A 25372-nucleotide genomic window follows, 5' to 3' on the forward strand; every position below is an offset into this window, starting at 1 on the left:
TAAAGATTGACAGACAAAATCGTATCGTTTAATAGCTGTTATTAGTTATTTTAATTATCTAAAAGATCATACATCAAGTAAAAGTTAACCTACTTATTTCAATGCAATTGTCTTTTTTGAAAAATAAGTCAGTGTAGAACCAGGCGAAAAAATTAGCTTATTTTAAAGTTCGTAGTACATTAAAATTAGTCAAAAGTAAATTTGATAAACTATTTACTCAACCAATTGTTCTTTGAATAAGAATAGGTATTATGGAAAGTAAGAAAGAAAAATCAGAAGCGGAAGACCAGAAGAAGACAACTGGCACATCGAAGGAAAAGGCAACTTTTGATCAGAATGGAAAGGGTGCCTCGGATAAATATGGAGAGGCGGGAGAGTCATCTAATGAATCAGGAGATGAAGATGGCCCTGGAACTACCAATAAGCACAGGGAAAAATAGAAAAGATAAAAAGAGCCGTTAACTCTTTTTATCTTTCGTAGATGCTCATCTTTTCAGCGAGTTCTATAATACTTTTTATCTTTAACTTTTGAAAAAGCCTTAATTTATAAGTACTTACGGTACCCATTTGTAAATTAAGCTGATTGGAAATTTCAAGTACCCCTACTCCTTTAGTCAGTAATTCTGCAACCTCCAGCTCTCTTCCCGAAAGTTTGGTAAACGGATTGTCAACATCATTTCCTAAAATACTGTTGAACATATTTTCTTTAACATTTCTGCTAGAATATCTGCTTCCCGCCAAAATCGTTGTGATGGCTGTAACAATCTCAGATTCTTCTGCATTTTTAGTTAAGTAACCAGAAGCACCCGATTTTAAATAAGGAACAGCATAAATATTTTCGTTCAAGGAAGAAAATACTAAGATCTTCGCATTAGGTTGAATTTGCTTTAACTGTTCAATAACTTTCAGATTATTACCACCCGGCAAGTTAACATCAATAATGATTAAACTTGGCGACTTCTCTGTTTCTACTAATGCCTCTTCTAAAGTAGAAGCGCCTATAATTTCAACACCAGGCCAAAAGTCAGAAATTAAACTTTTTAACCCTCTCCTGATAATTTCATGATCATCGGCGATAAGGACCGTAAATGTGCTTACTGCATTTTTTGCTTTCATTATATTATGTATTGTGTCGCAATGTACTAAAAGTTATTTATTCTACGTCAATGTAATTGAATTTATTGTCTAATTCTGTAAAATTTATTATACACATTTTCTCAGTTTTGAACCTAAAAAACATTTTCAAACTATAAATTGTACAAGACCCTCTCAAACAAAAAGCTAATAATGAAACAAATAACACTTATATACAGGCGATTACAAAACAGTTTCAAGATTAAATGAATTAGCTTTTATAACCACAACAGCAGTCGTTACCCCAAAAAGATGAGTTCAAAATCAAACACTCAAAAAATCATTAAAAAAGTAGTGCTTATCTTACACCATACCCAAAAAAAGACAAATGATATTATCAGTTGAGTGGATTACTCACGTTTTTTAGCTGTTCATGATGAGGTATTTATTCGCCCTGGTTCGTGACCCACGAACCAGTTTCGATTGAAAGCTTAATACTCCCCCCTGGTCCGTGCCCCACGAACCGGTTTCAATGAAAGTTTAAATGACTCCCCCTGGTCCGTGCCCCACGAACCGGTTTCAATGAAAGTTTAAATGACTCCCCCTGGTTCGTGCCCCACGAACCAGCTTCTACGAAAGTTCAATCTAATTTTGCTCAAGAATCGAACACCCAACTTTGTGTCCTCTGCGCCATATCTCTGCGTACTCTGTGGTTAAACCTGCGCCTTATCTCTGCGCACTCTTTGGTTAAACCTGCGCCTTATCCCTGCGTACTCTATGGTTAAACCTACACCCCTGCTCTACTTATATCTTCGCCCTGATCCGGCTTAGCGTTTCTAATCTTATAGCTAAAAAAGAAGCAATATACTTTAACGAAACACGATTAATCAAGTCAGGAAAGGAAACCAGAAAACGCTTATAACGCTTTTCAGCAGAAGAAATTCTACAGAGATAAGCACGTTCCTCCGCCGAGCGGTAGTAGGTCTCCATCATTTTTCTACCCACAATATTGGCTTCAGCAAAATTCTCGTATAAGTATTCAGATAATACGTGGGGAATTGCAATTAAGTCAACATCCTCTAATGCCTGAAGGTATTCCTCCGAATCACCCTCAACCCATAAATTGCGAATGGTACCCACCACTTCATTTTCCTTGGCTATCCAGGTTGTTATTTCACTCTCGCCATCCTTAATAAAGCCACGAACAACGCCTTTAACAATTAAGAAAAGATATTTATTGCGATCTACCGGAGAGACCAAATATTTATTTTTCTTATAACTAATGGGAAAAGTGTGCTGGTTAATCCTTCTTTCGATCTCATCATTGAGGGGATGAAATTTCTTAAAAATAGATATCAGTGGAGAAAAGTTGTTATACTTTTTCCACCTATCTTCATCAGATAAGTTGACTGCGATCATTAGATTTAGAAATTGGGATAGATTTAATCCTACATACCAATGTAGAACTTAGATGTAAGTATATGAAGTTTGAGGTTAAAAAAGAAGTTTTTTTTAACTTTTATTTAATACCGCTTGCTATAAAATCTTTTCTACCCCCAAACCGAAAAGTGCAAAATCGTATTTTACCGGATCCAGCGGATCTAAAGCCTTCAGATAATGAGTCAATTCTACTGCTGTTAGCCAGTCTGTTTGCTTCCGGTTAATTAAGCCTAGCAATCTTCCTACCCTATCTACATGAACATCGCAAGGGCAAATTAAATGTGAAGGTTTAATCGTTTCCCAGAGACCAAAATCTACACCACGGTCATCTTTTCTTACCATCCAGCGCAAAAACATATTTAACCTTTTGCAAGTCGATTTTTGCCTCGGCGATGAGATGTGCTTTTTTGTCCGGTGAGGATAATCTTCCAATGAAAAGAAGTAATCTCTGAAAGAATTGAGGGCTTCCTCTATGCTGAAATTCAGATTGCCCGCCATGCAGACCTCTGAACTAAGACTAACAGTTCCTACGTTTACCGTTATATCCAAATAATCAGCACGAAAAACCCGACTGCTCTGCGGAATAAAAGCCTCTTCCAAAGTGGTCGACTGAGTATAATGGAACTTAAAAAATGCAATAAAGTATAGTAGATCCGTATCGTTAAAGGTACGGTGTTTAAAGCCTAACAAACTTTTCAAATCCTGCTCCTCATGCTGAGTTACAAAATCGAATGGTGCATTATCCATTCTTTCTAAAAGCTCCTTACACTTATTAATTATAGTCTTGCGTTGCCCCCAGGCCAATATTGCAGCAAAAAAACCTGCAATTTCAATATCCTGCTTTTTGCTATATAAATGAGGAATGCAGATTGGATCATTCGGAATAAAATCAGGCCTGTTGTATTGATCAACTTTAGCATCCAGGAAATTCTGTAGTTCTAATCTATCCATCAATTTAAAGCAAAAAGGTCATCTGCCCGAAATCAGTAAGCCGATAACGCAACAGATGACCTGTCTATTTTTTAATATTCTTATTTTAAAGCATTTTCCAGATCTTCTAAAAGATCGTCAATATCTTCAACACCTACACTAAGTCGCAATAAATTGTCCGTTACGCCCACTTTTTCTCTTTCCTCTTTTGGAATAGAGCCATGTGTCATGGTAGCCGGGTGATTGATTAGCGATTCTACACCACCCAACGACTCCGCTAAGGTGAATACTTTAAAATTGGAAGAAATCCTGAAAGTTTCCTGTAAATCAGCATCCTTTAATGTAATGGAAATCATTCCACCAAAACCTCTCATTTGTTTCTTCGCTACATCATGATTGGGATGATCAGTAAAACCCGGCCAGTAAATCTTGTCCACTTTAGGGTGGTTTTTAAGATAATGAGCAATGCGCTCACCGTTTTCACAGTGCGCTTTCATCCGTAGGTGCAAGGTTTTAATTCCCCTTAAAACCAGGAAAGAATCTTGTGGCCCCGGAGTAGCGCCACAAGCATTATATATAAACCAAAGGTCTTTATAAAGTTGCTCATTACTCGTTACCAAAGCCCCCATTACTACATCCGAGTGTCCACCAATGTATTTGGTTACAGAATGCATTACAATGTCTGCACCTAAATCAATAGGGTTTTGCAGGTATGGAGAGGCAAATGTATTATCAACTGTTAATATTAAATTCTTCTCTTTAGTAATTTTCGCTACACCCTCAATATCAACAATTTGCATGGTCGGATTAGTTGGCGTTTCAATCCAAACCAATTTAGTTTTATCATTAATATAAGGTAAGATGTTCTCTGGCTTAGACAAATCTAAAAAGTGAAACTTAATACCATACTTACTAAAGATCTTTGTAAACATCCGGTAAGAACCACCATAAAGATCGTTTCCTGTAATCACCTCGTCGCCTGGTTGCAATAATTTCAGCACAGCATCTGTTGCACCCATTCCGCTCGAAAAGGCTAAACCATACTTTGCGTTCTCTAACGCAGCCAAACAATCCTCTAAAGCCTTACGCGTAGGATTTGTACCTCTCGAATATTCGTATCCCTTATTATCACCAGGAGACTTTTGCCAGTAAGTAGAGGTTTGATATATAGGTGTCATTACGGCACCTGTGGTTGGATCAGGCTCTTGGCCAGCATGTATAGCTTTTGTTCCGAATTTCATTTCTTTCTTAATATAGGCTAATAGCATTGAGATTTGAAACCAAATCCCAACGGGTTTATAATTATTCCCGAGGAGGAATTTTCCATCCCTCCTCAGCACTTTTTTCTTTTTTTGTTGCACCTATAGTCAGCCGAGTGACTAAATTTAGCTTGTGGCAATCAGACTCAGGTCTCCTAACTCAAAACTCCCAACTCAAAACCAAATTAATACGCTCTTGCAAACAATACTCTTTGTATAGATGGTTTCCCAGAGTAAATACAGATGCCATCCTCTAATTTATTGTCTAAAGGAATACAGCGGATCGTAGCTTTGGTTTCTTCTTTTATTTTCTGTTCGGTTTCTGGAGTTCCATCCCAATGAGCGGAGATAAAACCAGCTTTACCATCTAACAAGGCCTTAAATTCCTCGTAAGTATTGGCTTCTGTAATATGCTCATCTCTGTAGGCTAACGCTTTGTTGAACATGCTCTGCTGAATTTCATCCAACAATTTAACGATGTAAATATCCAGGCCTTCTTGCGGTACAGTTTGCTTTAATTTAGTATCTCTACGCGCAATTTCAACCGTTTTGTTTTCCATGTCTCTACCACCAATAGCAATACGGACAGGGACACCTTTCATTTCATAATCAGCAAATTTAAATCCCGGACGCTGAGTATCACGATCATCAAATTTTACTGAGATTCCCATACCTTTCAAACGCATGGTGAGTTCATTAACGTATGAAGTAATGTTAGCTAAATCTTCTTCCCCTTTGTAAATCGGAACAATTACCACTTGAATTGGAGCCAATTTTGGTGGAATAACTAAACCAGAATCATCACTGTGTGCCATGATTAATGCGCCCATTAAACGGGTTGATACCCCCCATGATGTTGCCCACACATGATCTAACTTACCATCTTTTCCGGTAAACTTAACATCAAAAGCTTTGGCAAAATTCTGACCTAAGAAATGTGAGGTTCCCGCTTGCAATGCTTTTCCATCTTGCATCAAAGCCTCAATACAATAGGTATCCAAAGCGCCTGCAAATCTTTCATTTGGGGATTTTCTCCCCCTCACTACTGGTACAGCTAACCAATTTTCAACGAAATCGGCATAAATATGCAACATGCGTTCTGTTTCCTCAATAGCTTCCTCTGCAGTGGCATGAGCGGTATGTCCTTCTTGCCACAAAAACTCCGCCGTACGTAAGAACAAACGTGTTCTCATTTCCCAACGTACCACATTCGCCCATTGGTTAATTAAAATAGGCAAATCGCGGTAAGATTGAATCCAGCCTTTATACGTATTCCAAATAATCGTTTCTGAAGTTGGACGAACAATAAGTTCTTCTTCCAGTTTAGCCGTCTCATCTACAACAATGTTTCCATTTCCGTCATTTTTCAGACGATAGTGTGTCACAACTGCACATTCAGTTGCAAATCCCTCTACGTGAGAAGCTTCCTTAGAAAAAAATGACTTTGGAATGAACAAAGGAAAATAAGCATTGCTATGACCGGTATCTTTAAACATTTTATCTAATACCGCTTGCATTTTTTCCCATATAGCATAGCCGTTGGGCTTAATAACCATGCATCCACGCACCGCCGAATGCTCAGCTAAGTCTGCTTTGATCACGATATCATTGTACCATTGAGAATAATCTGTTTCTCTGCTTGTAATTTCTTTGCTCATGTTATGTATTTGGAACGTAAATTGTATGTTAAAAAATGTGAAATTAGACCACAAATTTATAAATTTATGCCTACAAAACGATTATCAATACGTAGCATTAATTTTTTAAATCGTTTTTTAACTAATTTTATAGCTGATGGGATGGACAATATGGCGCTGCTATCTTCTAACACACACAACTAAATATAAACACAATGAAACCAATTAAATTTTTACCCATTGTAATGATTGCTGCCGCTGGGTTGGTGGCATCATGCTCTACATCAAAATTGGCTCAAAACAAGTCTACAGATGATGTTTACAACTCGGTTGCAAAAGCTAAAGAGGTTGAATACGTGGCTCCAAGACCACAACCTCAGGATCAGCAACAACCGGCGTATGACGATGAATACTATGGAACAAGTAATCCCTACTATGATATGGACTACGCTTCCAGAATCAACCGTTTCTATAACGGTTATTCTTTCAGAGGTTATTACGATCCTTATTATGACAACTACTATTATGGAAATAGCTACGGCGCATCTAATTACTTAGGTTTTGGATTAGGCTGGAATAGCGGCTATGGATTAAATATGGGATGGGGAGGCGGTTTCGGATATGGAAGTATCTGGAATAATCCTTTCTATTATGGCAACTTCGGTTACGGATGGAATTCTCCCTTTGGCTGGAATGCATGGGGCCCATACTCCTACTACGATCGCTTCGGTTGGGGCGGTGGCTGGTACGGTGGCGGCTGGGGTGTAGGTGGAGGCTACTACGGTGGTGGTACCGTGGCCAACAGAAACTACAGACCAAGACCAGGAAGTAACGATACAGGTATGCCAAGAACAGGAATGAATCCTGGAAGTACAAACTTTGGCAGACCAAGCCGTTCGGGTGTTGCGCAAGGGAATGGAAACTACAGACCCAACAGCAATGGTAATGTAAGTGGCAGACCTACAAGAAACCAAACTTATGGAAACCAACCTCAAGGCGGTCAAAGCACCAGACCTACCAGAAATGAAAATTACACACCATCTGCGCCAGCAAGAGAAAGCAGCAGACCAAGTTACTCTCCACCTCCATCTAATGGTGGCGGAAATAGTGGCGGCGGCGGCGGTGGCAGACCATCAAGAGCAGGAAGAGGTTAATTAAATAGCAACACACAATGAAAAAATATATTTTAGCTTCGCTAGTGGCTACAGTAGCCACTATAGGAACCAGTTACGCCCAAAGCTATGCTCCGGATGCGTTTAGGTTTTCACAAACAAATTACGGTAGTACTTCTCGTTTTAAAGGTATGGCTGGCGCGCAAATCGGCGTAGGTGGCGATATCGGCTCCATCAGTGCTAACCCCGCAGGACTGGGCTTATTTACTAAATCAGAATTCAGTATCACCCCTGAATTTAATGCAGTATCTAATCAAAATGCCTTTTTAGGGAACACCTCCAAATCAAGTAAGAATCAAATTAACCTTAATAATATAGGTGTGGTTTTTTACAATCCAACTTATAAAGCAAAGGGAGCCGATACTGAAAAGGGATTAGTAAGTGCTGTTTATGGTTTAAGTTATGCCCGTAACAACGATTTCTTTAACAACATCAACTATAGTGGTATAAATAATAACAGCTCTATCAGAGATGCTTATGCTGAGCAAGCCAATAGCTTTGGTATCGACAACAGTGTTGCCGGCGATGCCTACAATAGCTACCTGATCAATAAAAATGCACCCAATTATCCAAATGGATACTCAGCAGAGCCTTACAATGGCGTTAATTTTGACCAAAACTGGAATGAAACCAGGTTGGGTTCAACGTCTGAATTTAACGTAGCTGGAGCGCTAAACTTTTCAAATAAACTTTATATTGGTGCAACAGCAAGCTTTGTAAACGTGAAGTACAACAGCGATGCATATTATGTAGAGTCTGGCGTAGTGAATACTTACGACGATCAATTAGCTGTTCCAATCTATACCGGCAATGAAAACTATACACTTACTCATTTTAGAAATCAGCAAACAAAAGGGGGTGGTTTCAATTTAAAACTGGGTATGATTTTCAGACCTGTAAACGAATTCAGAATTGGTATTAATTTCCAAACACCTACCTGGATGAACTTACAAGATGACACCAGCGAATCCTTACAGGCAAATCTTGCTGGAAATGCAACCAACTCTCCTACCTCATCTAGCAATCCTACCCGCTACTATACCTTTACATATAACTTGCGTACGCCGCTTAAAGCATCAGCTGGTTTAAGTTATGTTATCGGTGGAAGGGCATTGATTTCTGCGGATGTAGATTATGTAGATTATTCTTCTATGCGTTTCTCTGCAGATAATGGTTCAGATATTCAAACCATTAACAGTTCAAATACTTTCATCCAGAATTCTTACAAGGAAGCAGTAAACTATCGCATTGGTGCTGAGGTTAAAGTAAGTAATGAGGTAAGTTTAAGAGGTGGATACGGTGTAAATGGAAACGGGGTTAAAGGTGGAGATAACTCATTTTATCAAAGTCAGTTTTATACTGGTGGTATTGGCTACCGCGTAGATAACTACTATTTCGATGTAGCTTACCAAAACCTAAAAACTAACTTCAGTTCTAGTCCTTATGAATTGAATGATTATAGCGAACCCGTTGCTGATATAAAAAGCAATCGAAATAATGTATTTCTAACCTTTGGTGTTAGGTTCTAATAAAAAAATCCCCTGTTACTCAGGGGATTTTTTTTTATTAAATTATCTAATTAGCGATGTGCCTTTTTCACCAAGAACATCAACTCTAGAACGTTTTCAAATTGAAGCTATTGAACATTGTCACGTTGAGACTATCGAAACGCTTTCAACATAGCTCCCACTAACCATTAGACAATTTATCTCACATTTATCATCAAGAACTTCAAGTTGTCTCTTCAAAACTGTCACGTTCAGCCTGTCGAACCGCTTTGAACATAGCTCCCACTAACCATTAGACAATTTATCTCACATTTATCATCAAGAACTTCCGATTGTCTCTTCAAAATTGTCACGTTCAGCGTGTCGAACCGCTTTCAACATAGCTTCCACTAGCCATTCGACAATTTATCCCTCATTTATCATTCAAGAACTCGCGGTTATCTTTAACATTGTCACGTTGAGCCTGTCGAAACGCTTTCAACATGGAAAACCTAATTTATGATACAGCTTTTTTTATTACTTAAATCACTCCAAATAATGAACCGCCTTTCTGGCCCAGGGCATCTACCCGCTTCTCCACTTCAGCATCTCTAATTAATTCCGGTGCATGGTGAGGCTTCTTCCTCGCATCTATAATCAGCGATCCTTTACAGCCCCAATGTTTATTGGCTGTAAAATCATTAGTTCCATAAATATCTGCCGCAGGATTACTTCTTGTAAAGGCTACCCAGACTAAATTATCGATATTTTTTGCAGTAAACTCCGCATCATCCGCAATAACGATTAATGGAAATCCTGTTAAATCCTGGTCCTTTAAGCTCAAATTAAGTATAGCTATTTCAGCAGCTGTTTTCTCTGCATTTAAAAATGAATTCCCCTCCAGAATCAAAATACCTTGGTCTGCTACCTGAGGATTAGAAAAACCACCAGGCAAATTTAATGCAGGCAATTTCGAAGAAAGGACTCGCTTCTTCTCCCCTGCCGCCGCTATAACCACCTTTGAACCACTATTTAACCCATCACCGCTGTAATCTAAGGTATCAATCGTCGTATTGGTATAAAAATGTACGTCTCTTGTAAAATCAACCCTTTCTAATATATGACTTAAAAAACCAGATATATTATGCGTATCTAAAGTTGCATCATCCTCTTTTGCAGCTATAAAAACATATTTCGCTAAACTCAACTGGTTTTTACCCAAAATATGATTCGCAATGGTTAAGATCTCTTGTGGACTTCTCTCCTTTAAATAAGGTGTGTAACGTTCGCTTCCAATAGCAAATAATAATGGATGTACCCCGGCAGCATCAACTGCATGAACCTCTTTTAGGCCATGAATTTCCTGAGGAATAGCTGAACCTGTAATCTCATGAATTAAAGCGCCAAAACTGGTATCTTCCTGTGGAGGCCTGCCCACAACCGTGAATGACCAGATTGCATCAGGTTTATGGTAAACGTTATGCACCTTCATCAGTGGAAAAGGATGTGTAAGACTATAGTAACCTAAGTGGTCGCCAAAAGGACCTTCTGGCTTATTGTCATTAGGATAAACTGTCCCAGTAATGATAAAATCGGCATCCGCAGATATGCAGAAACCTTCATCATCATAAAAATACCTGAAACGCCTGTCACCCAATGCGCCTGCAAAGGTCATTTCAGATAAGCCCTCAGGCAATGGCATTACTGCCGCCAAAGGGTGCGAAGGTGGACCACCTACAAAAATACTTACCTTTAAAGGCTGTCCCAGTGCATTCGCTTTAGATTGATGCACACCAATTCCGCGATGAATCTGATAGTGCAACCCAATTTCCTGATCTTGTACATAGTCATTACCACCCAATTGGATACGGTACATGCCTAAATTAGAATTTAAAACACCCGGCTTTTCTACATCTTCCGTATATACCTGTGGCATGGTCACAAACGGACCTCCATCCATAGGCCAGTTTACAATCTGCGGCAATTGGCTAATACTGGTTTTTAAAAACTTCTGTTTTGCCGATGGTGTCTTCCATGGCAGTGCAGATAAAGCAGATAAGGCCGAACCAGCATACTTAAATGGATTTTTTAATACCTTCATCGGATCATTACGCAATCCTACCAATGCCTGCACTTTAGGTAAAGTATCTCTAAATATAAATTTCGAGCGCTCCAATGTTCCAAAAAGATTGGAAACTGCCGGAAAGGGACTCCCCTTTACCTTTTCGAAAAAAAGAGCGGGTCCTTTGCTTTCAAAAACCCTTAAATGAATAGCAGCCATCTCCAGATAGGGATCCACTTCTTCCTTTATTCTAATTAAATGACCGTGTTTTTCTAAGTCGGAAACGCATTCTGCTAAACTTTTGTACGCCATGCCCAAAGATAGATATTTCGAATTTCTATACCACAAAAAAGCCGCTAATTGAAAGATTTTACAATGTCCTTTCAATTAGCGGCCATCCTTGTCATCCAGGCTATAGTATCTTTTTCGCGCTCTTGATACTCAATACTTGCTACTCGATACTTGATACTAGATACTTTATACTAAATACTAGACACCCCAAACTCAGTTCCTATTTCTTTCCTGCAAAAGACCTCAACATCCAGGTATTTTTTTCCTTAAACTGCATGAAACGGTTTACCATATCATTAGTACCATCATCACTGGCTTCATCGGTTGCATCTAACAATTCTCTCTCCAACTCAATCAATATCGCCATATCATCTAAAATAGCATCAACCATATCCAAATCCTTCAAGCCAATAGTATTAATCTCTTTAATCCGCGATTCTTTGATATAGTCGGCAAAACGGCTATGTGGCGGTTTACCCAAAGTTAAAACACGTTCTGCAATTTCATCAATAGTTAATTGAGCATTCGTGTATAACTCTTCAAATTTAATGTGAAGGGTAAAAAAATTCTGTCCTTTAATATTCCAATGACAGCCCCTTAATTTCTGATAATGAATATGATAATTAGCAAGATAGTCATTTAACAGGTCTACAACCGGTTTTACTTCTTTTTCATTTAGGCTTATTTCCTTAGCGTCCATTGTATTATGTTTTATGTTTTTTTCTGCCTGATTAACAATTCGTACCCTATAAAAGTTTGCGTCCACTTCACTTTTTGTACAATACCTGATTTAGATGTACGTTTATTAATCGTAATTCTAATGTAGCGTCCGTCAGCAAGTAATTGTTTTTGAATAATATATCCCTAATTGACCAAAAAGTCATTTATCTTTAGTCAAAAACCCTTGTTTTAGCTGAGGTCGATTTACAATATTATTCGTATAATTGCTTCCTTTGACTTATAAAATTTATACAAAAATAAATGCATAAAATATATTTATCTGCTGTATTGTTGCTCGCTATCAATGCGGCAAATGCAAAAGCTACCGCAGTAAGAGACTCCATCGGCGTAGAAAACAATAAAGGCAAAAAATTAATTATCCATCAAACCGTAGCTAAAGACACCTATTATTCTATCGGCAGAAGATATAATGTATCTCCTAAAGATATTATGGCTTTTAACGATAATAAATATCTTCAGGTAGGTGTAGTGATCAAAGTACCTACAAACATTCCTTTTTCAGGCCCAACATCTACTCCATCTCCTTCATCAAAATCTAACGTTATTGAGCATACGGTTATCGCAAAGGATAACCTGAATAAAATTGCTGAGAAATACGGCACAACAGTTAATGACATCAAGTCCTTAAATAACCTATCAGGAAACAATCTCAGTATCGGTCAGGTATTAAAGGTACAGCTCAAAGGTCAGGAGCAAGCTACTCCAGAGCCTGTAAAAGAAAGTCCGAAACGCAAGGAAGAGCCCGCAAATACCAGTTCAAATTCAGTAGATCCAACAACCATTGAACATACTGTACAACCTAAGGAGTTTTTAGGCAAAATTGCTGAAAAATATGGCACAACTGTCGAAGAAATTAAAAAAGCAAACGGATTATCTGGAAACAATCTGCGTATCGGTCAGAAGCTGAAAATTCCTGCTACACAAAATGTCACTCAGGATAAAGTAATTAATGCTGGAGAGCCAAAAGAAGAACAACAAAATAACCCTAAAGATAATCCGGGTACACATACCGTACTCCGAAATGAAACCATCTTTACCATAGCTAAACAATATGGTGTTACTGCTTATCAGATTAGAAAACTAAATAACTTAGAAGATAATACCTTAAAAATCGGACAAGTAATTAAAGTACCTTCTGATATTGTGGTTGATGTTCCTAAACAAGAAGAGAAAAGGGAAGAAAAAAAGAAAGAAGAAAAAGTAAAGGATACATCAGTGGAAAAAGAAGAGAGCTTTGTACACACTGTTGCCACCGGCGAAAACATCTTTTCAATTGCTAAAAAATATAATTTAACCGCATATCAGATCCGTACCGCCAACAAATTGGAAGATAACACGATTACTGTTGGCCAGAAATTAGTGATTCCTAAACCTCCTCAGCCACGTTCGGTTAATGATGCTTCTAAAGAAGATCAGCAAAGCGAACCTGATAGCACCATGGTAAAAGATCCTAAACTCCGCAGAGATCCAAGTGTTTACGGCTTAAGCCAGATTGAAGAAAAAGGCACCGCAGTTTGGATTGCCGATCAAGATTTAGATGCCTCTAAAATGTTGGTGTTGCACCGTACCGCACCTATTGGAAGAGTAGTAAAAATAACTAACCCAATGACCAATCGCAGTACCTTTGCCAAAGTTGTTGGTAAATTTACAGAGAACGAATCGACTAAAGATGTTATTATTGTGATGACTAAGGCGGTTGCTGATTCATTAGGTGCTTTAGACAAAAGATTTTTCTGCAACATTACTTACAGTGCTCAATGAGTTTAAATAAAAAGCCTTTTATTATCGGTATTGCCGGAGGAAGTGGCTCAGGCAAAACATTTTTTCTAAACTGCTTTCTTCATCACTTTAAACAAGATGAAGTAACGTTGGTATCTCAAGATGATTATTACATTCCAGCCGGCGAAATGACCCAGGAAGAGAATAAACGCTATAATTTTGACTTACCTAAAACCATCGATAGCGAACAGTTTTTAAGGGACATCAAGCAATTGATAAATGGAGAGGTAGTTTATAAAAAAGAATACAACTTCAATAACCCTTTAGCCGTAGTTAAGATTCTGGAGATTAAATCTGCACCAATAATTATTGTAGAAGGATTGTTTATTCTCCATTTCAAAGAAATTGCCGCGCTTTTAGACCACCGTATTTTTGTAGATGCAGACGAACATATTGCATTAGACAGACGCATCAAACGTGATGGTTTGGAAAGAGGCTACCCTGAAGAAGATGTTTTATACAAATGGCACAACCACGTTGTACCAGCTTATAAAGAATATCTTTTGCCTTATAAAAACGAATGCCATAAAGTAATTATAAATAATACCAATGAGCCTGAGGAAATAATCGCCATTACGGAAGAGATTTCCAATGAACTTAGAAATCGGGTTTTAATAGACCTGGCTTAAGAAAAACGGGATGGTTTAAAGCCATCCCGTTTTTGCATTTAATTTAACTGCATTTCAGGAATATCCCCTTCTACAAGTAATCTCCCCGCAGTAGATTGTTTAATTAAATCTACACTAACACCAGGTGCCCTTTCAATCAGCTTAAAGCCCCCTTCAGGTAATACATCCAAAACCGCTAATTCAGTAACAATTTTCTTAATGCACTTAACGCCTGTTAAAGGCAAGGTACATTGAGGTAACAACTTACTTTCACCAGCTTTATTTACATGCTGCATAGCCACAATTATATTTTTTGCCGAAGCCACCAAATCCATCGCCCCACCCATCCCTTTAACCATTTTACCCGGGATTTTCCAATTGGCAATATCTCCATTTTCAGATACTTCCATCGCACCTAAAATAGTTAAATCTACCTTTTGTGCTCTAATCATACCAAAACTCATTGCCGAATCAAAAATCGCCGATCCAGGCAAAGTAGTAATGGTCTGCTTACCGGCATTAATTAAATCTGCATCTTCCTCACCCTCAAAAGGGAAAGGTCCCATGCCCAATAAACCGTTTTCCGATTGTAATACTACATTGATACCTGATGGGATGTAATTAGCCACCAAAGTTGGAATGCCGATCCCAAGGTTAACATAGTATCCATCTTTTATTTCTCTAGCGATACGCTTTGCTATTTCTTCTTTTGAAAATGCCATAATATTTTTTAAACTCAATACAGCCCACTTAGGGCTTAAGACTTAAAACGGTTCTTTGCTCTATTCTTTTCTCGTAGTCCTTACCTTGAAAAACACGATGAACATAAATTCCTGGGGTATGGATATGATCAGGATCTAATGCTCCGGCTTCAACCAGCTCTTCTACTTCTGCAATGGTAACTTTACCTGCCATAGCCATCACTGGGTTAAAATTTCTACTTGTCGACCGGAACACCAGGTTTCCGGCAGTATCTCCCTTCCAAGCCTTCACAATAGCGAAATCGGCCTCAAAAGCATATTCCATTAAGTAGTCTTTTCCATCGAAGTTGCGAATCTCCTTTCCTATCGCCACTTCTGTACCCACACCGGCCGGAGTAAAAATAGCAGGCATACCATATCCGGCCGCTAAGCAGCGCGTGGCTAATGTGCCTTGCGGTATAAGTTCTACTTCTAGCTCTCCACTCAGTAACTGGCGTTCGAATTCGGCATTTTCACCCACGTAGGAGGATATCATTTTCTTAACCTGACGCTGCTTAAGCATCAAACCGATACCAAAATCATCAACCCCTGCGTTGTTGGAAATGCAAGTCAAATCTTTAACCTTTTTAGTTACCAAGGCATGTATACAATTTTCCGGAATACCACAGAGACCAAAACCGCCTAACATGAGTGTAGCGCCGTCTGCAATATCATGAATAGCCTCTTCAGCCCCTGATACAACTTTATTTATCATTTTACGAATTGTTGGTTAGTTTGGCTAAATTACAAATTGCACATACAAAACAAAGAGTATTATCGTTTAAATGATTTAAGAATATTTAATTAATTGGAATTAATCTAAATTACACTTACCTTTGTATCGCAATGACTTACGAGAGAGAAGATATAAATTTTATACTACCAACTGACCCTGAATTCCAAAAAGGAATGGGATATATTTTCAGTTGTACGGCAGAACATAAAAAATGCTGCAAAAAATACAAAGAAGGTAAACGCTGTAAAAAGTGTCCTGGTAGGAAAAAGTAATTTTCTACTTCGCTATTTCAATAATCTTGTCATCACTTCCATTACTGGTACAGAAATAAACTTTTCCTTCTGGTGAAGTTGTTACCGCCCGTAATCTTCCATAGGTGCCTTCATAGAAATCTGTAGTTTCCAAAATCTTCGATTGATCGCCATCTAGTTTAAGCTGCATTAATTTACTTCCTTTAAGTACAGCCAGTAACAAAGAATTTTTAAACTGAGGAAGGTAGTCCGAATTATAATAGGTTAAGCCACTGGGTGCAATAGTCGGTGTCCAATTGATCAATGGCTGTGCAACATTATTGGCAGAACAAAAGCTCTGCTCAGCACTCTCATTGCAAAATCCCCTAACCGTCGGCCATCCATAATTTCTTCCTTTTTCAATGATATTGATTTCATCATCGGAATCAGGTCCATGCTCGGAAGAGAATATTTTATTACCAACCTGAGCCAATCCTTGTGCATTTCTATGCCCCAATGTCCATAATGGATTATTTGGAATCGGGTTATCTGCAGGAATGCTACCATCGAGATTAATTCTCAATACCTTTCCGGCAATAGAATTTGTATTTTGAGGTGTCGATGTATTCGATGCATCACCCGTTGTAATGAAAAGCTTGCCACCACTAATTAACAACCGGGAACCATTATGAATAGAAGCCCCCGGAATTTGATCTAACAAAATCTGCGGACTAGACAATGTTCCACTGTTATAAGTATAGCGAACAACTTTTGAACGGTAAGTACTACCGTAACCATATACAACGTAAACGTATGGATTTGTAGAAAAATCTGGATGAAGCGCCATCCCTAATAGCCCTCCCTCTCCATTCGATCGAACATCTGCGATGGTAATAACAGGAGTAACTTGACCCGTAGTTGGATTCAAACGGCTAATTTTACCAGCCTTTTCAGTAAACCAAATGTGGTTATCCGGCCCATAAACAAGCTCCCAGGGGAGATTCAATCCGGTAGCAACAACTCTTGTTTTTAGCTCTGCATCAGGCAAATCAGTAGAACCGTCATCACCTCCATTTTTTTTGCAATTCATACCAATCACAAGTATAAATATGCATAGTAATATTGACCTCATAACCCATAACGTTTTATAAATAACACAGTTATGAGCATTTAGTTTTACCATGGTCCGTGACACACGGACCATTCGTGACACACGGACCGTTCGTGACACACGGACCATTCGTGACACACGGACCATTCGTAGCACACGGAGTGTTTGTGACACCCTGACCAAAAACCCTAATTCAAATAAACATACGTAATCCCATCACCACCCCTATCCGCATGTTCGTCTTCCATCCTGTTTACCTGGCTATATTTTCTCAAATACTCTCTGATCATTTTCCTCAAAATACCATCCCCCTTACCATGAATTAGCTTAATCGAAGGAAATCCAAGCATGATGGCTTTATCCAAATATTTTTCTACTTCAAACAATGCATCTTCTGTACGTTTTCCCCTTAAATCTAATTCAGGCCGGAAAGAAGAAACAGCGTCATTCATTTTTCCGGCAAAAGAATTCATTTGAACTACTTTCTTAGCCTGTTTATTGCTAATTTTTTCCACGCGATTTTTTTTCACGTTAGAGCGGAGATCACCAATAGCCAAAACCAATTCGTTCCTGTTAATCTCTAAAACCTGACCTGTAGTTTCACTATCATTAAACTTAACCCAATCGCCAACCGCAATTTCTCCACCTACAACTACTGGAGCAGGTTTCGGCTTTTCCTTGGGGATTGTATTTTTTACCAATTCCTTTTGCAAATTTTGGCGTAATTCTTTCGTCGCTGTTTTATCTGCCTGTTTCTGCTTAATTTCAGCAATTGTATTTTCAACCAGCTTATTGGCATTTTTGATAATACTTTGTGCCTCTAACTTAGCTTCCTTGATCAGTATTTTTTTGTTTTCCTCTAAAAAGGCATTTATTTTCTCATTTTCAGCTAAAAGATTTTTAGCTTTATTTTGTTGATGAGCTAAGCTAACTTTCGTGTCATAAATGGTTTTCTTCTCCCTTTCCAGATCAACTAAAAGTGTATCTATCCTATTTTGATTAGAACCTGTTTTCTCCCTGGCTAACTCAATAACCTGTTTAGGTAATCCAATATTTTGGGCAATCTCAAAGGCATAAGAACTTCCCGGTTTACCCATTTCCAAAATATAGAGCGGCTTCATTTTGGCATTATCGAACAACATTGATGCGTTCTCCAAACCTTCCGTATTCCCTGCAAATAATTTAAGATTAGAATAGTGGGTAGTAATTACGCCCCTCACTTTTTTCGTATTCAATACTTCCAGAACGGCCTCTGCCATTGGCCCGCCAAACTGCGGATCAGTTCCGGTTCCAAACTCATCTATCAAAACCAATGTTTTTGGAGAGGCATGCTCTACAAAATATTTCATCTTCGTTAGGTGGGCACTGTAGGTGCTCAAATCGCTCTCAATAGATTGATCATCACCAATATCAGCAAATATATTTTCAAAGACTCCTACCTCACTATTACTGTCAACCGGGATCAATAAACCTGTTTGCAGCATGATCTGCAAGAGGCCTACCGTTTTCATACAAACAGATTTACCACCCGCATTTGGGCCTGAAACCAGTACCACTCTGGTTTCAGCATTGATGTGTATATTCAACGGAGTAACCGTTTTCTGCTCTGCAGCTAACGAGAGGGTAAGCAATGGATGCCTGGCGTTAATTAACTTCGTGGAAGACTCTTTAACCAATCCTGGCATTTCAGCTTCAATATCTAAGGCAAATAGGGCTTTAGCTCTTACAAAATCTAACTTGGTTAAAAATCCATGATAAGACAAGAGTAAAGGAGAATATGGCCTCAGGTCATCTGTTAAAGCGATCAAAATCCTGATGATTTCTCTTCGTTTATCGAATTCCAAATCCCTCAACTTGTTATTTAAGGTAAATACTTCTTCAGGCTCAATATAAACGGTTTGCCCGGTAGCCGACTCATCGTGAACAAAGCCTTTAAGCTTTCTTTTGTTTTCCGCCAAGATCGGAATACACATTCTTCCATCCCGAATGGTTAAACTTCCATCGGCAACCCAATTACTGGCAATGGCTTGCTTATAAATAGAATCCATTCGCTTCCGCACATCCTGCTCGGTTTTACTAATCGAAGAAGTAATTTCCTGAAGTTCTCTTGAAGCATTAGGCTTGATCTTACCTTTTTGATCAATTACAGTTTCTATTTTTCTTAAAATATCCTTCTCAATCGGCAAGTGCTCAAATAACGCTTCCAATGTCGGATAAGTCTCTGCCCTTTCTTCAAAAAAACGAAGCACAGAAAAAACGGTCTGTAAGGAAGTATAAACCTGAAACCACTCATCTTCTAAAAGATAAGTTCCTTCAACCCTGATTTTATCAACCAGTGATTTAATATCAAAAAAAGTATTGATCTGAAGCGGCTCCTGATTTTCAAGGATACTTTTAAATTCATGCGTTTGCCGTAAAAATTTATCTATTTGATCAAAACGGTTCATGACCTGCATTTTCTGAACCATATTCTGCCCCATTGGGCTTAAGCAATGCTTACTAATGAGCTGCCTGATTTCAACAAAACCTAAACGCTCTAAACAATTTTCAGGATACAACATACTATTTTGGGGCAGGTGTTTCTTGCGCTTTTGGTTTTTGCAGAGACAAAGAGTCTGCCTTTTGCATCTTCAGCTTTTGCGCATCTAACTTCTTAGAAATATTTTTATAGATCTTTTCCAACTCATCAGGATTGTTATTGTAATAGGTTAAACTCCTCGAGTAGGAAACAGAATCAATGTTAAATTTTTTATAAATACCTTTATAATAGGCAGCCGCAACCCGCTTGGCTGAGTCGGGAATATAAATCGTAGAAAGATACCCATCTACAATGTGCATATCATAAACAATCTTCTCCATTTTATCGGGCTTAATTATATGCTCAGGGATACCTGGCTTACAGCCAAACATCAGCAAAGAAGCCGCCAAAACCCACATTAATCTCTTCATTATTGAATTAAAACATTATTTTTTGCCCAAATTGCGGCAAGGTTATTAATTTTACCAAAAATAGTTATAAATGAGCATAGCTGATAATCTAAAACAATATAAAAGTGAAGTCGAATCTGATGGAGTAACTCTGGTAGCCGTTTCGAAAACGCAACCAGTAGAATCTATCTTAGAAGCTTACGAAGCAGGACAACGTGTTTTTGGCGAAAACCTGGTTCAGGAAATGGTTGATAAAGCCGCAGAACTCCCTAAAGACATAGAATGGCACTTAATTGGCCACCTGCAAACCAATAAGGTAAAATACATTGCACCCTTCGTAAAACTGATTCATGGAGTAGACAGCTTAAAACTTCTTCAGGAGATCAATAAACAAGCCTTAAAAAACAAGCGGGTTATAGATTGCTTGTTACAGGTTTATATTGCCGATGAAGACACTAAATTTGGATTAGGCTTTGATGAAGTAGTAGAATTATTACGCGCTGAAGAATTCAGTCAACTGGAAAATATTCGAATTGTAGGTCTGATGGGAATTGCAACGAATACTAAAAATGAAAAGCAGATTTCAGTGGAATTTAATGAGTTGAAGGTCTTTTTCGATGGAATTAAAGTTAGTTTCTTTAGAAAAGATGAAGCTTTTAAAGAAATTTCAATGGGCATGAGCGCCGATTATAAATTGGCTATCGAAGAAGGAAGTACTATGGTGCGTATTGGAAGCAGTATTTTCGGAAAGCGAGTAATTAAACATTTCAAACCCAATATCTCTGCAAACTAGCACATGAATATAGATTTAAGAGTAGCAGAAGCTAAAGACTGTCCTCAAATATTAGCGCTTATTAACGAATTGGCAGTATATGAACGTGCTCCTGAAGAAGTTACCGTAGATCTCAATCATTTTATTGATGCTGGCTTCGGTAAAACCCCGGTATGGAAGGCTTATGTGGCAGAAGTAGCAGGTGCGATAATTGGCTTCGCGCTCTTTTATACCCGATATTCAACATGGAAGGGCTGCAGACTCTATCTCGAAGACTTTATAGTTACAGAAGAATACAGAGGAAAGGGAGTTGGTAAAATCCTTTTCGAAAAGGTGATAGAAGAATCAAAGAACGGCAATTACAATGGTATGGTTTGGCAGGTTCTAGACTGGAACGAACCAGCAATTAATTTTTACAACAAATACAACGCAACCTTAGAAAGTGGTTGGCTAAATGCTGCCTTATCTACTGAGCAGGTTAAAGCATTTTAATATGGATATTTTTAAATTTGGTGGTGCCTCGGTTAAAGATGCTGAAGGAGTAAAGAACGTTGCTAATATTATTCGCGATTACAAAAAGGGAAATTTGCTGGTGGTCATTTCTGCTATGGGCAAAATCACCAATAAGCTAGAAGAACTTACCCATGCTTATTTATCGCAAAGCGAAGATACGCATACCATATTTGAAGAAATTAAGCATTTCCATTTTAATATTATCGAAGAACTATTTCAAGGGAAAGCCAGCTCAGTATACGATGATGTTGCCAATACATTTGTGGAAATTGATTGGTTAATAGAAGATGAACCAGATAATGACCCCGATTACATTTACGATCAGATTGTATCTGTAGGAGAAGTGGTTTCTACCAAAATTGTGGCGGCCTGGCTAAATGAAAATGGCAGTAAATCAATGTGGGTGGATGCAAGAAACTATATTCAAACAGACAATAGCTATCGCGAAGGAAAGGTAGATTGGGTAAAAACCAATCAAATTATCCAAAAAGACCTCATTCCTTTATTAAATGAAAACATCGTCATCACTCAGGGCTTTATAGGCGGTACGAGCGAAAATTATACCACAACACTCGGAAGAGAAGGCTCAGATTATTCAGCAGCAATCTTCGCATCATGTTTGGAGGCAGCCGCAGTTACCATTTGGAAAGACGTTCCGGGAGTATTAAATGCAGACCCAAAATGGTTTGACGAAACGGAAAAAATCCCCCATCTCTCCTATCACGATGCAATAGAGCTAACCTACTATGGAGCAACTGTCATTCATCCAAAAACGATTAAACCCTTGCAAAACAAGGGCATTCCGTTATTTGTACGGTCTTTTATTCAACCAGAAGGTGCCGGAACAGCCATTACGAAAGAAAATAGTCCGCTGCCTGTACCCTCTTTCATTTTCAAGGTAAACCAGGCGCTGATATCTATTTTCCCAAAAGATTATTCTTTTATAATAGAGGAAAACCTAAGCAATATATTTGAATTGTTCCATAAGCATAAAATTAAAATCAATACCATGCTCAATTCGGCCATCAGCTTTTCAGTAAGTGTAGATGATCAGGCCGATAAGATAGAAAAACTGATTAAAGACCTGTCAGCTGAATTTACAATCAAATACAACAAGGGTTTAGAATTAGTTACGATTCGGTATTATAACCAACAAACCATAGAGCGGGTTACCTTAGAGAAAGATATCTTGCTAGAGGTTAAGAGTAGGCATACTTGTCAGATGGTGATGAAAAATAAGTAGTCAAGCTGAACTATTCAAAATCTTGACCAAGAAAAGGGCTCAATGATAATATCTCTAATCCTTGTTCTTTGATCCATCTTGATACTCGATACTCAATACTTGCTACTAAATACTTAATACTCGCTACTAAATACTCGATACTAAATACTTGATACTAAACAATGAACAACTATCTTTTAGCCCCTGCAGTCCAGGCTTACATTCGCGAAAATATAAATGCCGATGTAAACAAGATTGCTTTGGCTAAAAGTCCTTTTCAAAATATCTCGGCAACAGAACTGGCAGCACAAATAACAGCAAAGAAAAAGGCAGAAAAAAAACTCCCCACTTGGTTTAGTACCAATGGAATTTACTACCCCACTACTTTATCTATCGAACAAACCTCTTCTGAAATCGCCGCAGAGTACAAGGCTAGTCTAGCTAAGGGAAATAACTTAATAGATCTTACAGGCGGATTTGGAGTAGATAGCTATTATTTCTCCAGGAAACTAAAAGCAGTAACCCATTGTGAAATTAATTCAACACTCTCACAAATAGCACAAAATAATGCCATAGCGCTACGCGCTGATAACATTTCTTTTTTTTCAGGTGATGGCCTCTCCTACCTTATACAGACAGAAGAGAAATTTGACACTGTTTATCTCGACCCAGCAAGACGAGCAGAAAAAGGGAAGGTTTTTATGCTTAAAGATTGTACACCAAACGTGGTCAGCAATCTGGACTTTTTGTTGTCTAAATCAAATCGGATCATTATTAAAACTGCCCCCCTACTGGATATTACAGCTGGTTTACTGGAATTAAAAAATGTTAGTGAAATTCATATCGTAAGCATCAAAAACGAGTGCAAAGAGATTTTATGGGTAGTGGAAGCCAACGCTAATCCCGATCCGAAAATTATAGCGGTCACCATAAACGAAACGCAGAAAGCATTTTCATTTTTAAAGTCAGAGAACAACACTTCCGCTGCTTATACAAATAATATTTCCACTGGCGATTATCTTTTTGAACCAGATGCTGCACTGCTAAAATCAGGTGCATTTAATTTGATCGGCAATAAGTATGATTTACAAAAACTACATCCTCAAACTCAATTGTATATTTCAAAGAGCTTAAATCCCCTATTCCCAGGTAGGGCTTTTAAAATAGAGGAGATCTATTCCACTAACGACTTAAAAAAACTTAAACTAATTAATGGAAACGTAATCGTAAGGAATTATCCGGCAAAGCCTGAAGATTTAGTAAAAAAATACAAAATCAAGCCCGGTAAAGATCAATTTTTAATCTTTACAAAAATCCTGAATGGTGATCATATCATCTTAAGATCTTCCATCCAACAATACTATTAAAAAATAAAGCCTCCCTTAAAAAGGAAGGCTTCAGGTTAGGGATGAAAATTTGGTATAATTTTTTGCCTAAACTTTCTTTACGTTTACTGCTTGTAAACCTTTTCTGCCGTCGGCTACTTCATATTCAACAGTGTCGTTTTCTTTCAAGCTATCAATGCCGCCAACTACGTCTTTAAAATGTACAAATAAGTCTTTATTGTCTTCTTGCACAATAAATCCGAAGCCTTTTTGAGTGTTAAACCATTTAACTTTTCCGGTTGCCATAAAAAAATAAAAAAATGTATAAAATAAATAAACTCTTTATGCTTTGATCAGCATTTCTTCAAACCAATTGGAAGTAAAAACAATTCAACAATCAGATTAAGCGTTAATATTGAAACAAAACTACCAAATATAATAATTTACAGATATAATGCAAGCGATTTTTCCGCAATAAACAATAAAGTTGCATTAAAAACCACTTACAAATCTATTTATTTATTAGGCTGTGGTGTAGTTCGTAAATAAGGTTTAATTACTTGATGCCCTTTTGGAAACTTAGCCGGTATATCTTCAGTCTTGATACTGTTAACCACGATTACATCTTCCCCATCTTTCCAATCAGCTGGGGTAGCTACACTATAATTAGCTGTAAGTTGTAACGAATCAATCACCCTCAATACCTCATTAAAATTTCTTCCGGTTGAAGCAGGGTAAGTAATAATTAACTTCACCTTTTTATTGGGGCTGATTACAAATAATGACCTTACTGTTAATGTTTCCGAGGCATTAGGATGAATCATATCATACAGATCGGCTACTTTACGCTCCGGATCTGCTATAATAGGGAATTCTACATTGGTATTTTGTGTTTCATTGATGTCGCTAATCCAGCCTTTGTGAGACTCAGCAGAATCAACACTCAGTGCCAATACCTTTACATTTCGTTTTTCAAATTCGCCTTTAAGGGCCGCAGTCCTGCCCAATTCTGTAGTACAAACCGGTGTATAATCAGCTGGATGTGAAAATAAAACACCCCAGCTATCGCCCAGGTATTCGTAAAAATCAATTTTACCTATTGATGTTTCCGACTGAAAATTCGGTGCAACATCGCCTAATCTTATACTCATAGTATTATTTTTATTTAAGTGATATAAACAAATCTAAACAATAGTATACTAAATACATAGATTTAATATTTATTTAAGACAATTAAATGATATACAAACGCTAAGGTGTTTGGGCTAATCACTACAACCTTCAATCATAATCAGTACGAAATTGTTTGAGCGAA

23 protein-coding genes are annotated in these 25372 nt (G+C 38.0%); 9 read left to right on the forward strand and 14 right to left on the reverse strand.

Annotation, left to right across the window (positions count from 1 at the left end; translation table 11 throughout):
* The first annotated feature begins 251 nt into the window (after positions 1-251).
* The gene (locus BMX11_RS03730) at positions 252-440 is read left to right on the forward strand and encodes a hypothetical protein (RefSeq protein WP_090881567.1); all 189 of its coding nucleotides are present in this window, start codon (positions 252-254) and stop codon (positions 438-440) included.
* 28 nt (positions 441-468) lie between these two features.
* Here the strand turns inward: BMX11_RS03730 and BMX11_RS03735 are convergent, their stop codons facing one another.
* The 5 genes from BMX11_RS03735 to proS all read right to left on the reverse strand — a co-directional run bounded on the left by BMX11_RS03735 (position 469) and on the right by proS (position 6361).
* Entirely contained in the window at positions 469-1116 is a 648-nt protein-coding gene (locus BMX11_RS03735; RefSeq protein ID WP_090881569.1) for a response regulator, read from the reverse strand.
* Between the two features lie 762 nt (positions 1117-1878).
* Positions 1879-2493 (reverse strand): Crp/Fnr family transcriptional regulator, encoded by a 615-nt coding sequence (locus tag BMX11_RS03740; RefSeq protein WP_090881572.1) that lies wholly within the window; start codon positions 2491-2493, stop codon positions 1879-1881.
* A gap of 117 nt (positions 2494-2610) precedes the next feature.
* The gene (locus BMX11_RS03745; protein WP_090881574.1) at positions 2611-3465 is read right to left on the reverse strand and encodes a TIGR02757 family protein; all 855 of its coding nucleotides are present in this window, start codon (positions 3463-3465) and stop codon (positions 2611-2613) included.
* 80 nt (positions 3466-3545) lie between these two features.
* Positions 3546-4685 (reverse strand): cystathionine gamma-synthase, encoded by a 1140-nt coding sequence (locus BMX11_RS03750; RefSeq protein ID WP_090881676.1) that lies wholly within the window; start codon positions 4683-4685, stop codon positions 3546-3548.
* 203 nt (positions 4686-4888) lie between these two features.
* Complete coding sequence (gene proS / locus BMX11_RS03755) at positions 4889-6361, reverse strand: proline--tRNA ligase (RefSeq protein ID WP_090881576.1); 1473 nt, start codon at positions 6359-6361, stop codon at positions 4889-4891.
* Positions 6362-6555: 194 nt separating this feature from the next.
* Here proS and BMX11_RS03760 point away from each other — a divergent pair, with 194 nt between their 5' ends.
* Positions 6556-7494: a hypothetical protein gene (locus BMX11_RS03760; protein WP_090881578.1), complete on the forward strand. Its 939-nt coding sequence runs from the start codon at positions 6556-6558 to the stop codon at positions 7492-7494.
* Between the two features lie 17 nt (positions 7495-7511).
* Entirely contained in the window at positions 7512-9041 is a 1530-nt protein-coding gene (locus BMX11_RS03765; RefSeq protein ID WP_090881580.1) for an OmpP1/FadL family transporter, read from the forward strand.
* 499 nt (positions 9042-9540) lie between these two features.
* Here BMX11_RS03765 and BMX11_RS03770 read toward each other — a convergent pair whose 3' ends face one another.
* Both BMX11_RS03770 and BMX11_RS03775 read right to left on the reverse strand, forming a co-directional pair.
* Positions 9541-11373, reverse strand: a complete 1833-nt coding sequence (locus BMX11_RS03770) for a UbiD family decarboxylase (protein WP_090881582.1) — start codon at positions 11371-11373, stop codon at positions 9541-9543.
* 199 nt (positions 11374-11572) lie between these two features.
* Positions 11573-12052, reverse strand: a complete 480-nt coding sequence (locus BMX11_RS03775) for a Dps family protein (RefSeq protein ID WP_090881584.1) — start codon at positions 12050-12052, stop codon at positions 11573-11575.
* 281 nt (positions 12053-12333) lie between these two features.
* Between BMX11_RS03775 and BMX11_RS03780 the strand changes: the two genes are divergently transcribed.
* Entirely contained in the window at positions 12334-13854 is a 1521-nt protein-coding gene (locus BMX11_RS03780; RefSeq protein WP_090881586.1) for a LysM peptidoglycan-binding domain-containing protein, read from the forward strand.
* Positions 13851-14501, forward strand: coding sequence for a uridine kinase family protein (locus BMX11_RS03785; RefSeq protein WP_090881588.1), 651 nt, complete (start codon positions 13851-13853; stop codon positions 14499-14501). Before BMX11_RS03780 ends, BMX11_RS03785 begins: the two co-directional genes overlap by 4 nt.
* Before the next feature lie 38 nt (positions 14502-14539).
* Here the strand turns inward: BMX11_RS03785 and BMX11_RS03790 are convergent, their stop codons facing one another.
* The 5 genes from BMX11_RS03790 to BMX11_RS03810 all read right to left on the reverse strand — a co-directional run bounded on the left by BMX11_RS03790 (position 14540) and on the right by BMX11_RS03810 (position 20246).
* Complete coding sequence (locus BMX11_RS03790; protein ID WP_090881590.1) at positions 14540-15202, reverse strand: CoA transferase subunit B; 663 nt, start codon at positions 15200-15202, stop codon at positions 14540-14542.
* A 28-nt stretch (positions 15203-15230) separates the two neighbouring features.
* On the reverse strand, positions 15231-15935 hold the full coding sequence (locus BMX11_RS03795; protein WP_090881592.1) for a CoA transferase subunit A: 705 nt from the start codon (positions 15933-15935) through the stop codon (positions 15231-15233).
* Between the two features lie 297 nt (positions 15936-16232).
* Positions 16233-17276: a PQQ-dependent sugar dehydrogenase gene (locus BMX11_RS03800; RefSeq protein ID WP_245738570.1), complete on the reverse strand. Its 1044-nt coding sequence runs from the start codon at positions 17274-17276 to the stop codon at positions 16233-16235.
* A 209-nt stretch (positions 17277-17485) separates the two neighbouring features.
* On the reverse strand, positions 17486-19858 hold the full coding sequence (locus tag BMX11_RS03805) for an endonuclease MutS2 (RefSeq protein WP_090881596.1): 2373 nt from the start codon (positions 19856-19858) through the stop codon (positions 17486-17488).
* Position 19859: 1 nt separating this feature from the next.
* Positions 19860-20246 (reverse strand): DUF4296 domain-containing protein, encoded by a 387-nt coding sequence (locus BMX11_RS03810; RefSeq protein ID WP_090881598.1) that lies wholly within the window; start codon positions 20244-20246, stop codon positions 19860-19862.
* 70 nt (positions 20247-20316) lie between these two features.
* On the opposite strand from BMX11_RS03810, the gene BMX11_RS03815 reads away from it, so the two are divergent.
* The 4 genes from BMX11_RS03815 (at position 20317) to BMX11_RS03830 (ending at position 24099) form a co-directional block, all read left to right on the forward strand.
* Positions 20317-21018 (forward strand): YggS family pyridoxal phosphate-dependent enzyme, encoded by a 702-nt coding sequence (locus BMX11_RS03815; protein ID WP_090881600.1) that lies wholly within the window; start codon positions 20317-20319, stop codon positions 21016-21018.
* A 3-nt stretch (positions 21019-21021) separates the two neighbouring features.
* Positions 21022-21489 carry a GNAT family N-acetyltransferase gene (locus BMX11_RS03820; protein ID WP_090881602.1) on the forward strand — a complete coding sequence of 156 codons (468 nt, stop codon included), beginning with the start codon at positions 21022-21024 and terminating at the stop codon, positions 21487-21489.
* A gap of 1 nt (position 21490) precedes the next feature.
* Positions 21491-22753: an aspartate kinase gene (locus tag BMX11_RS03825; RefSeq protein WP_090881604.1), complete on the forward strand. Its 1263-nt coding sequence runs from the start codon at positions 21491-21493 to the stop codon at positions 22751-22753.
* Between the two features lie 161 nt (positions 22754-22914).
* Positions 22915-24099 carry a class I SAM-dependent methyltransferase gene (locus tag BMX11_RS03830; RefSeq protein ID WP_090881606.1) on the forward strand — a complete coding sequence of 395 codons (1185 nt, stop codon included), beginning with the start codon at positions 22915-22917 and terminating at the stop codon, positions 24097-24099.
* Positions 24100-24165: 66 nt separating this feature from the next.
* Here BMX11_RS03830 and BMX11_RS03835 read toward each other — a convergent pair whose 3' ends face one another.
* Entirely contained in the window at positions 24166-24363 is a 198-nt protein-coding gene (locus BMX11_RS03835; protein ID WP_090881608.1) for a cold-shock protein, read from the reverse strand.
* A 209-nt stretch (positions 24364-24572) separates the two neighbouring features.
* Positions 24573-25208: a peroxiredoxin gene (locus BMX11_RS03840; RefSeq protein ID WP_090881610.1), complete on the reverse strand. Its 636-nt coding sequence runs from the start codon at positions 25206-25208 to the stop codon at positions 24573-24575.
* Positions 25209-25372: the final 164 nt, after the last annotated feature.

The organism is Pedobacter rhizosphaerae (genome assembly GCF_900111155.1).
In the GTDB taxonomy this organism is placed as follows: Bacteria; Bacteroidota; Bacteroidia; order Sphingobacteriales; family Sphingobacteriaceae; genus Pedobacter; species Pedobacter rhizosphaerae.

What these genes read in the sequence shown, in the direction of transcription:
- BMX11_RS03730 (WP_090881567.1), top strand. Translation starts at nt 252, where the DNA reads ATGGAAAGTAAGAAAGAAAAATCAGAAGCGGAAGACCAGAAGAAGACA.
- BMX11_RS03735 (WP_090881569.1), bottom strand. Translation starts at nt 1,116, where the DNA reads ATGAAAGCAAAAAATGCAGTAAGCACATTTACGGTCCTTATCGCCGAT.
- BMX11_RS03740 (WP_090881572.1), bottom strand. Translation starts at nt 2,493, where the DNA reads ATGATCGCAGTCAACTTATCTGATGAAGATAGGTGGAAAAAGTATAAC.
- BMX11_RS03745 (WP_090881574.1), bottom strand. Translation starts at nt 3,465, where the DNA reads ATGGATAGATTAGAACTACAGAATTTCCTGGATGCTAAAGTTGATCAA.
- BMX11_RS03750 (WP_090881676.1), bottom strand. Translation starts at nt 4,685, where the DNA reads ATGAAATTCGGAACAAAAGCTATACATGCTGGCCAAGAGCCTGATCCA.
- proS (WP_090881576.1), bottom strand. Translation starts at nt 6,361, where the DNA reads ATGAGCAAAGAAATTACAAGCAGAGAAACAGATTATTCTCAATGGTAC.
- BMX11_RS03760 (WP_090881578.1), top strand. Translation starts at nt 6,556, where the DNA reads ATGAAACCAATTAAATTTTTACCCATTGTAATGATTGCTGCCGCTGGG.
- BMX11_RS03765 (WP_090881580.1), top strand. Translation starts at nt 7,512, where the DNA reads ATGAAAAAATATATTTTAGCTTCGCTAGTGGCTACAGTAGCCACTATA.
- BMX11_RS03770 (WP_090881582.1), bottom strand. Translation starts at nt 11,373, where the DNA reads ATGGCGTACAAAAGTTTAGCAGAATGCGTTTCCGACTTAGAAAAACAC.
- BMX11_RS03775 (WP_090881584.1), bottom strand. Translation starts at nt 12,052, where the DNA reads ATGGACGCTAAGGAAATAAGCCTAAATGAAAAAGAAGTAAAACCGGTT.
- BMX11_RS03780 (WP_090881586.1), top strand. Translation starts at nt 12,334, where the DNA reads ATGCATAAAATATATTTATCTGCTGTATTGTTGCTCGCTATCAATGCG.
- BMX11_RS03785 (WP_090881588.1), top strand. Translation starts at nt 13,851, where the DNA reads ATGAGTTTAAATAAAAAGCCTTTTATTATCGGTATTGCCGGAGGAAGT.
- BMX11_RS03790 (WP_090881590.1), bottom strand. Translation starts at nt 15,202, where the DNA reads ATGGCATTTTCAAAAGAAGAAATAGCAAAGCGTATCGCTAGAGAAATA.
- BMX11_RS03795 (WP_090881592.1), bottom strand. Translation starts at nt 15,935, where the DNA reads ATGATAAATAAAGTTGTATCAGGGGCTGAAGAGGCTATTCATGATATT.
- BMX11_RS03800 (WP_245738570.1), bottom strand. Translation starts at nt 17,276, where the DNA reads ATGAATTGCAAAAAAAATGGAGGTGATGACGGTTCTACTGATTTGCCT.
- BMX11_RS03805 (WP_090881596.1), bottom strand. Translation starts at nt 19,858, where the DNA reads ATGTTGTATCCTGAAAATTGTTTAGAGCGTTTAGGTTTTGTTGAAATC.
- BMX11_RS03810 (WP_090881598.1), bottom strand. Translation starts at nt 20,246, where the DNA reads ATGAAGAGATTAATGTGGGTTTTGGCGGCTTCTTTGCTGATGTTTGGC.
- BMX11_RS03815 (WP_090881600.1), top strand. Translation starts at nt 20,317, where the DNA reads ATGAGCATAGCTGATAATCTAAAACAATATAAAAGTGAAGTCGAATCT.
- BMX11_RS03820 (WP_090881602.1), top strand. Translation starts at nt 21,022, where the DNA reads ATGAATATAGATTTAAGAGTAGCAGAAGCTAAAGACTGTCCTCAAATA.
- BMX11_RS03825 (WP_090881604.1), top strand. Translation starts at nt 21,491, where the DNA reads ATGGATATTTTTAAATTTGGTGGTGCCTCGGTTAAAGATGCTGAAGGA.
- BMX11_RS03830 (WP_090881606.1), top strand. Translation starts at nt 22,915, where the DNA reads ATGAACAACTATCTTTTAGCCCCTGCAGTCCAGGCTTACATTCGCGAA.
- BMX11_RS03835 (WP_090881608.1), bottom strand. Translation starts at nt 24,363, where the DNA reads ATGGCAACCGGAAAAGTTAAATGGTTTAACACTCAAAAAGGCTTCGGA.
- BMX11_RS03840 (WP_090881610.1), bottom strand. Translation starts at nt 25,208, where the DNA reads ATGAGTATAAGATTAGGCGATGTTGCACCGAATTTTCAGTCGGAAACA.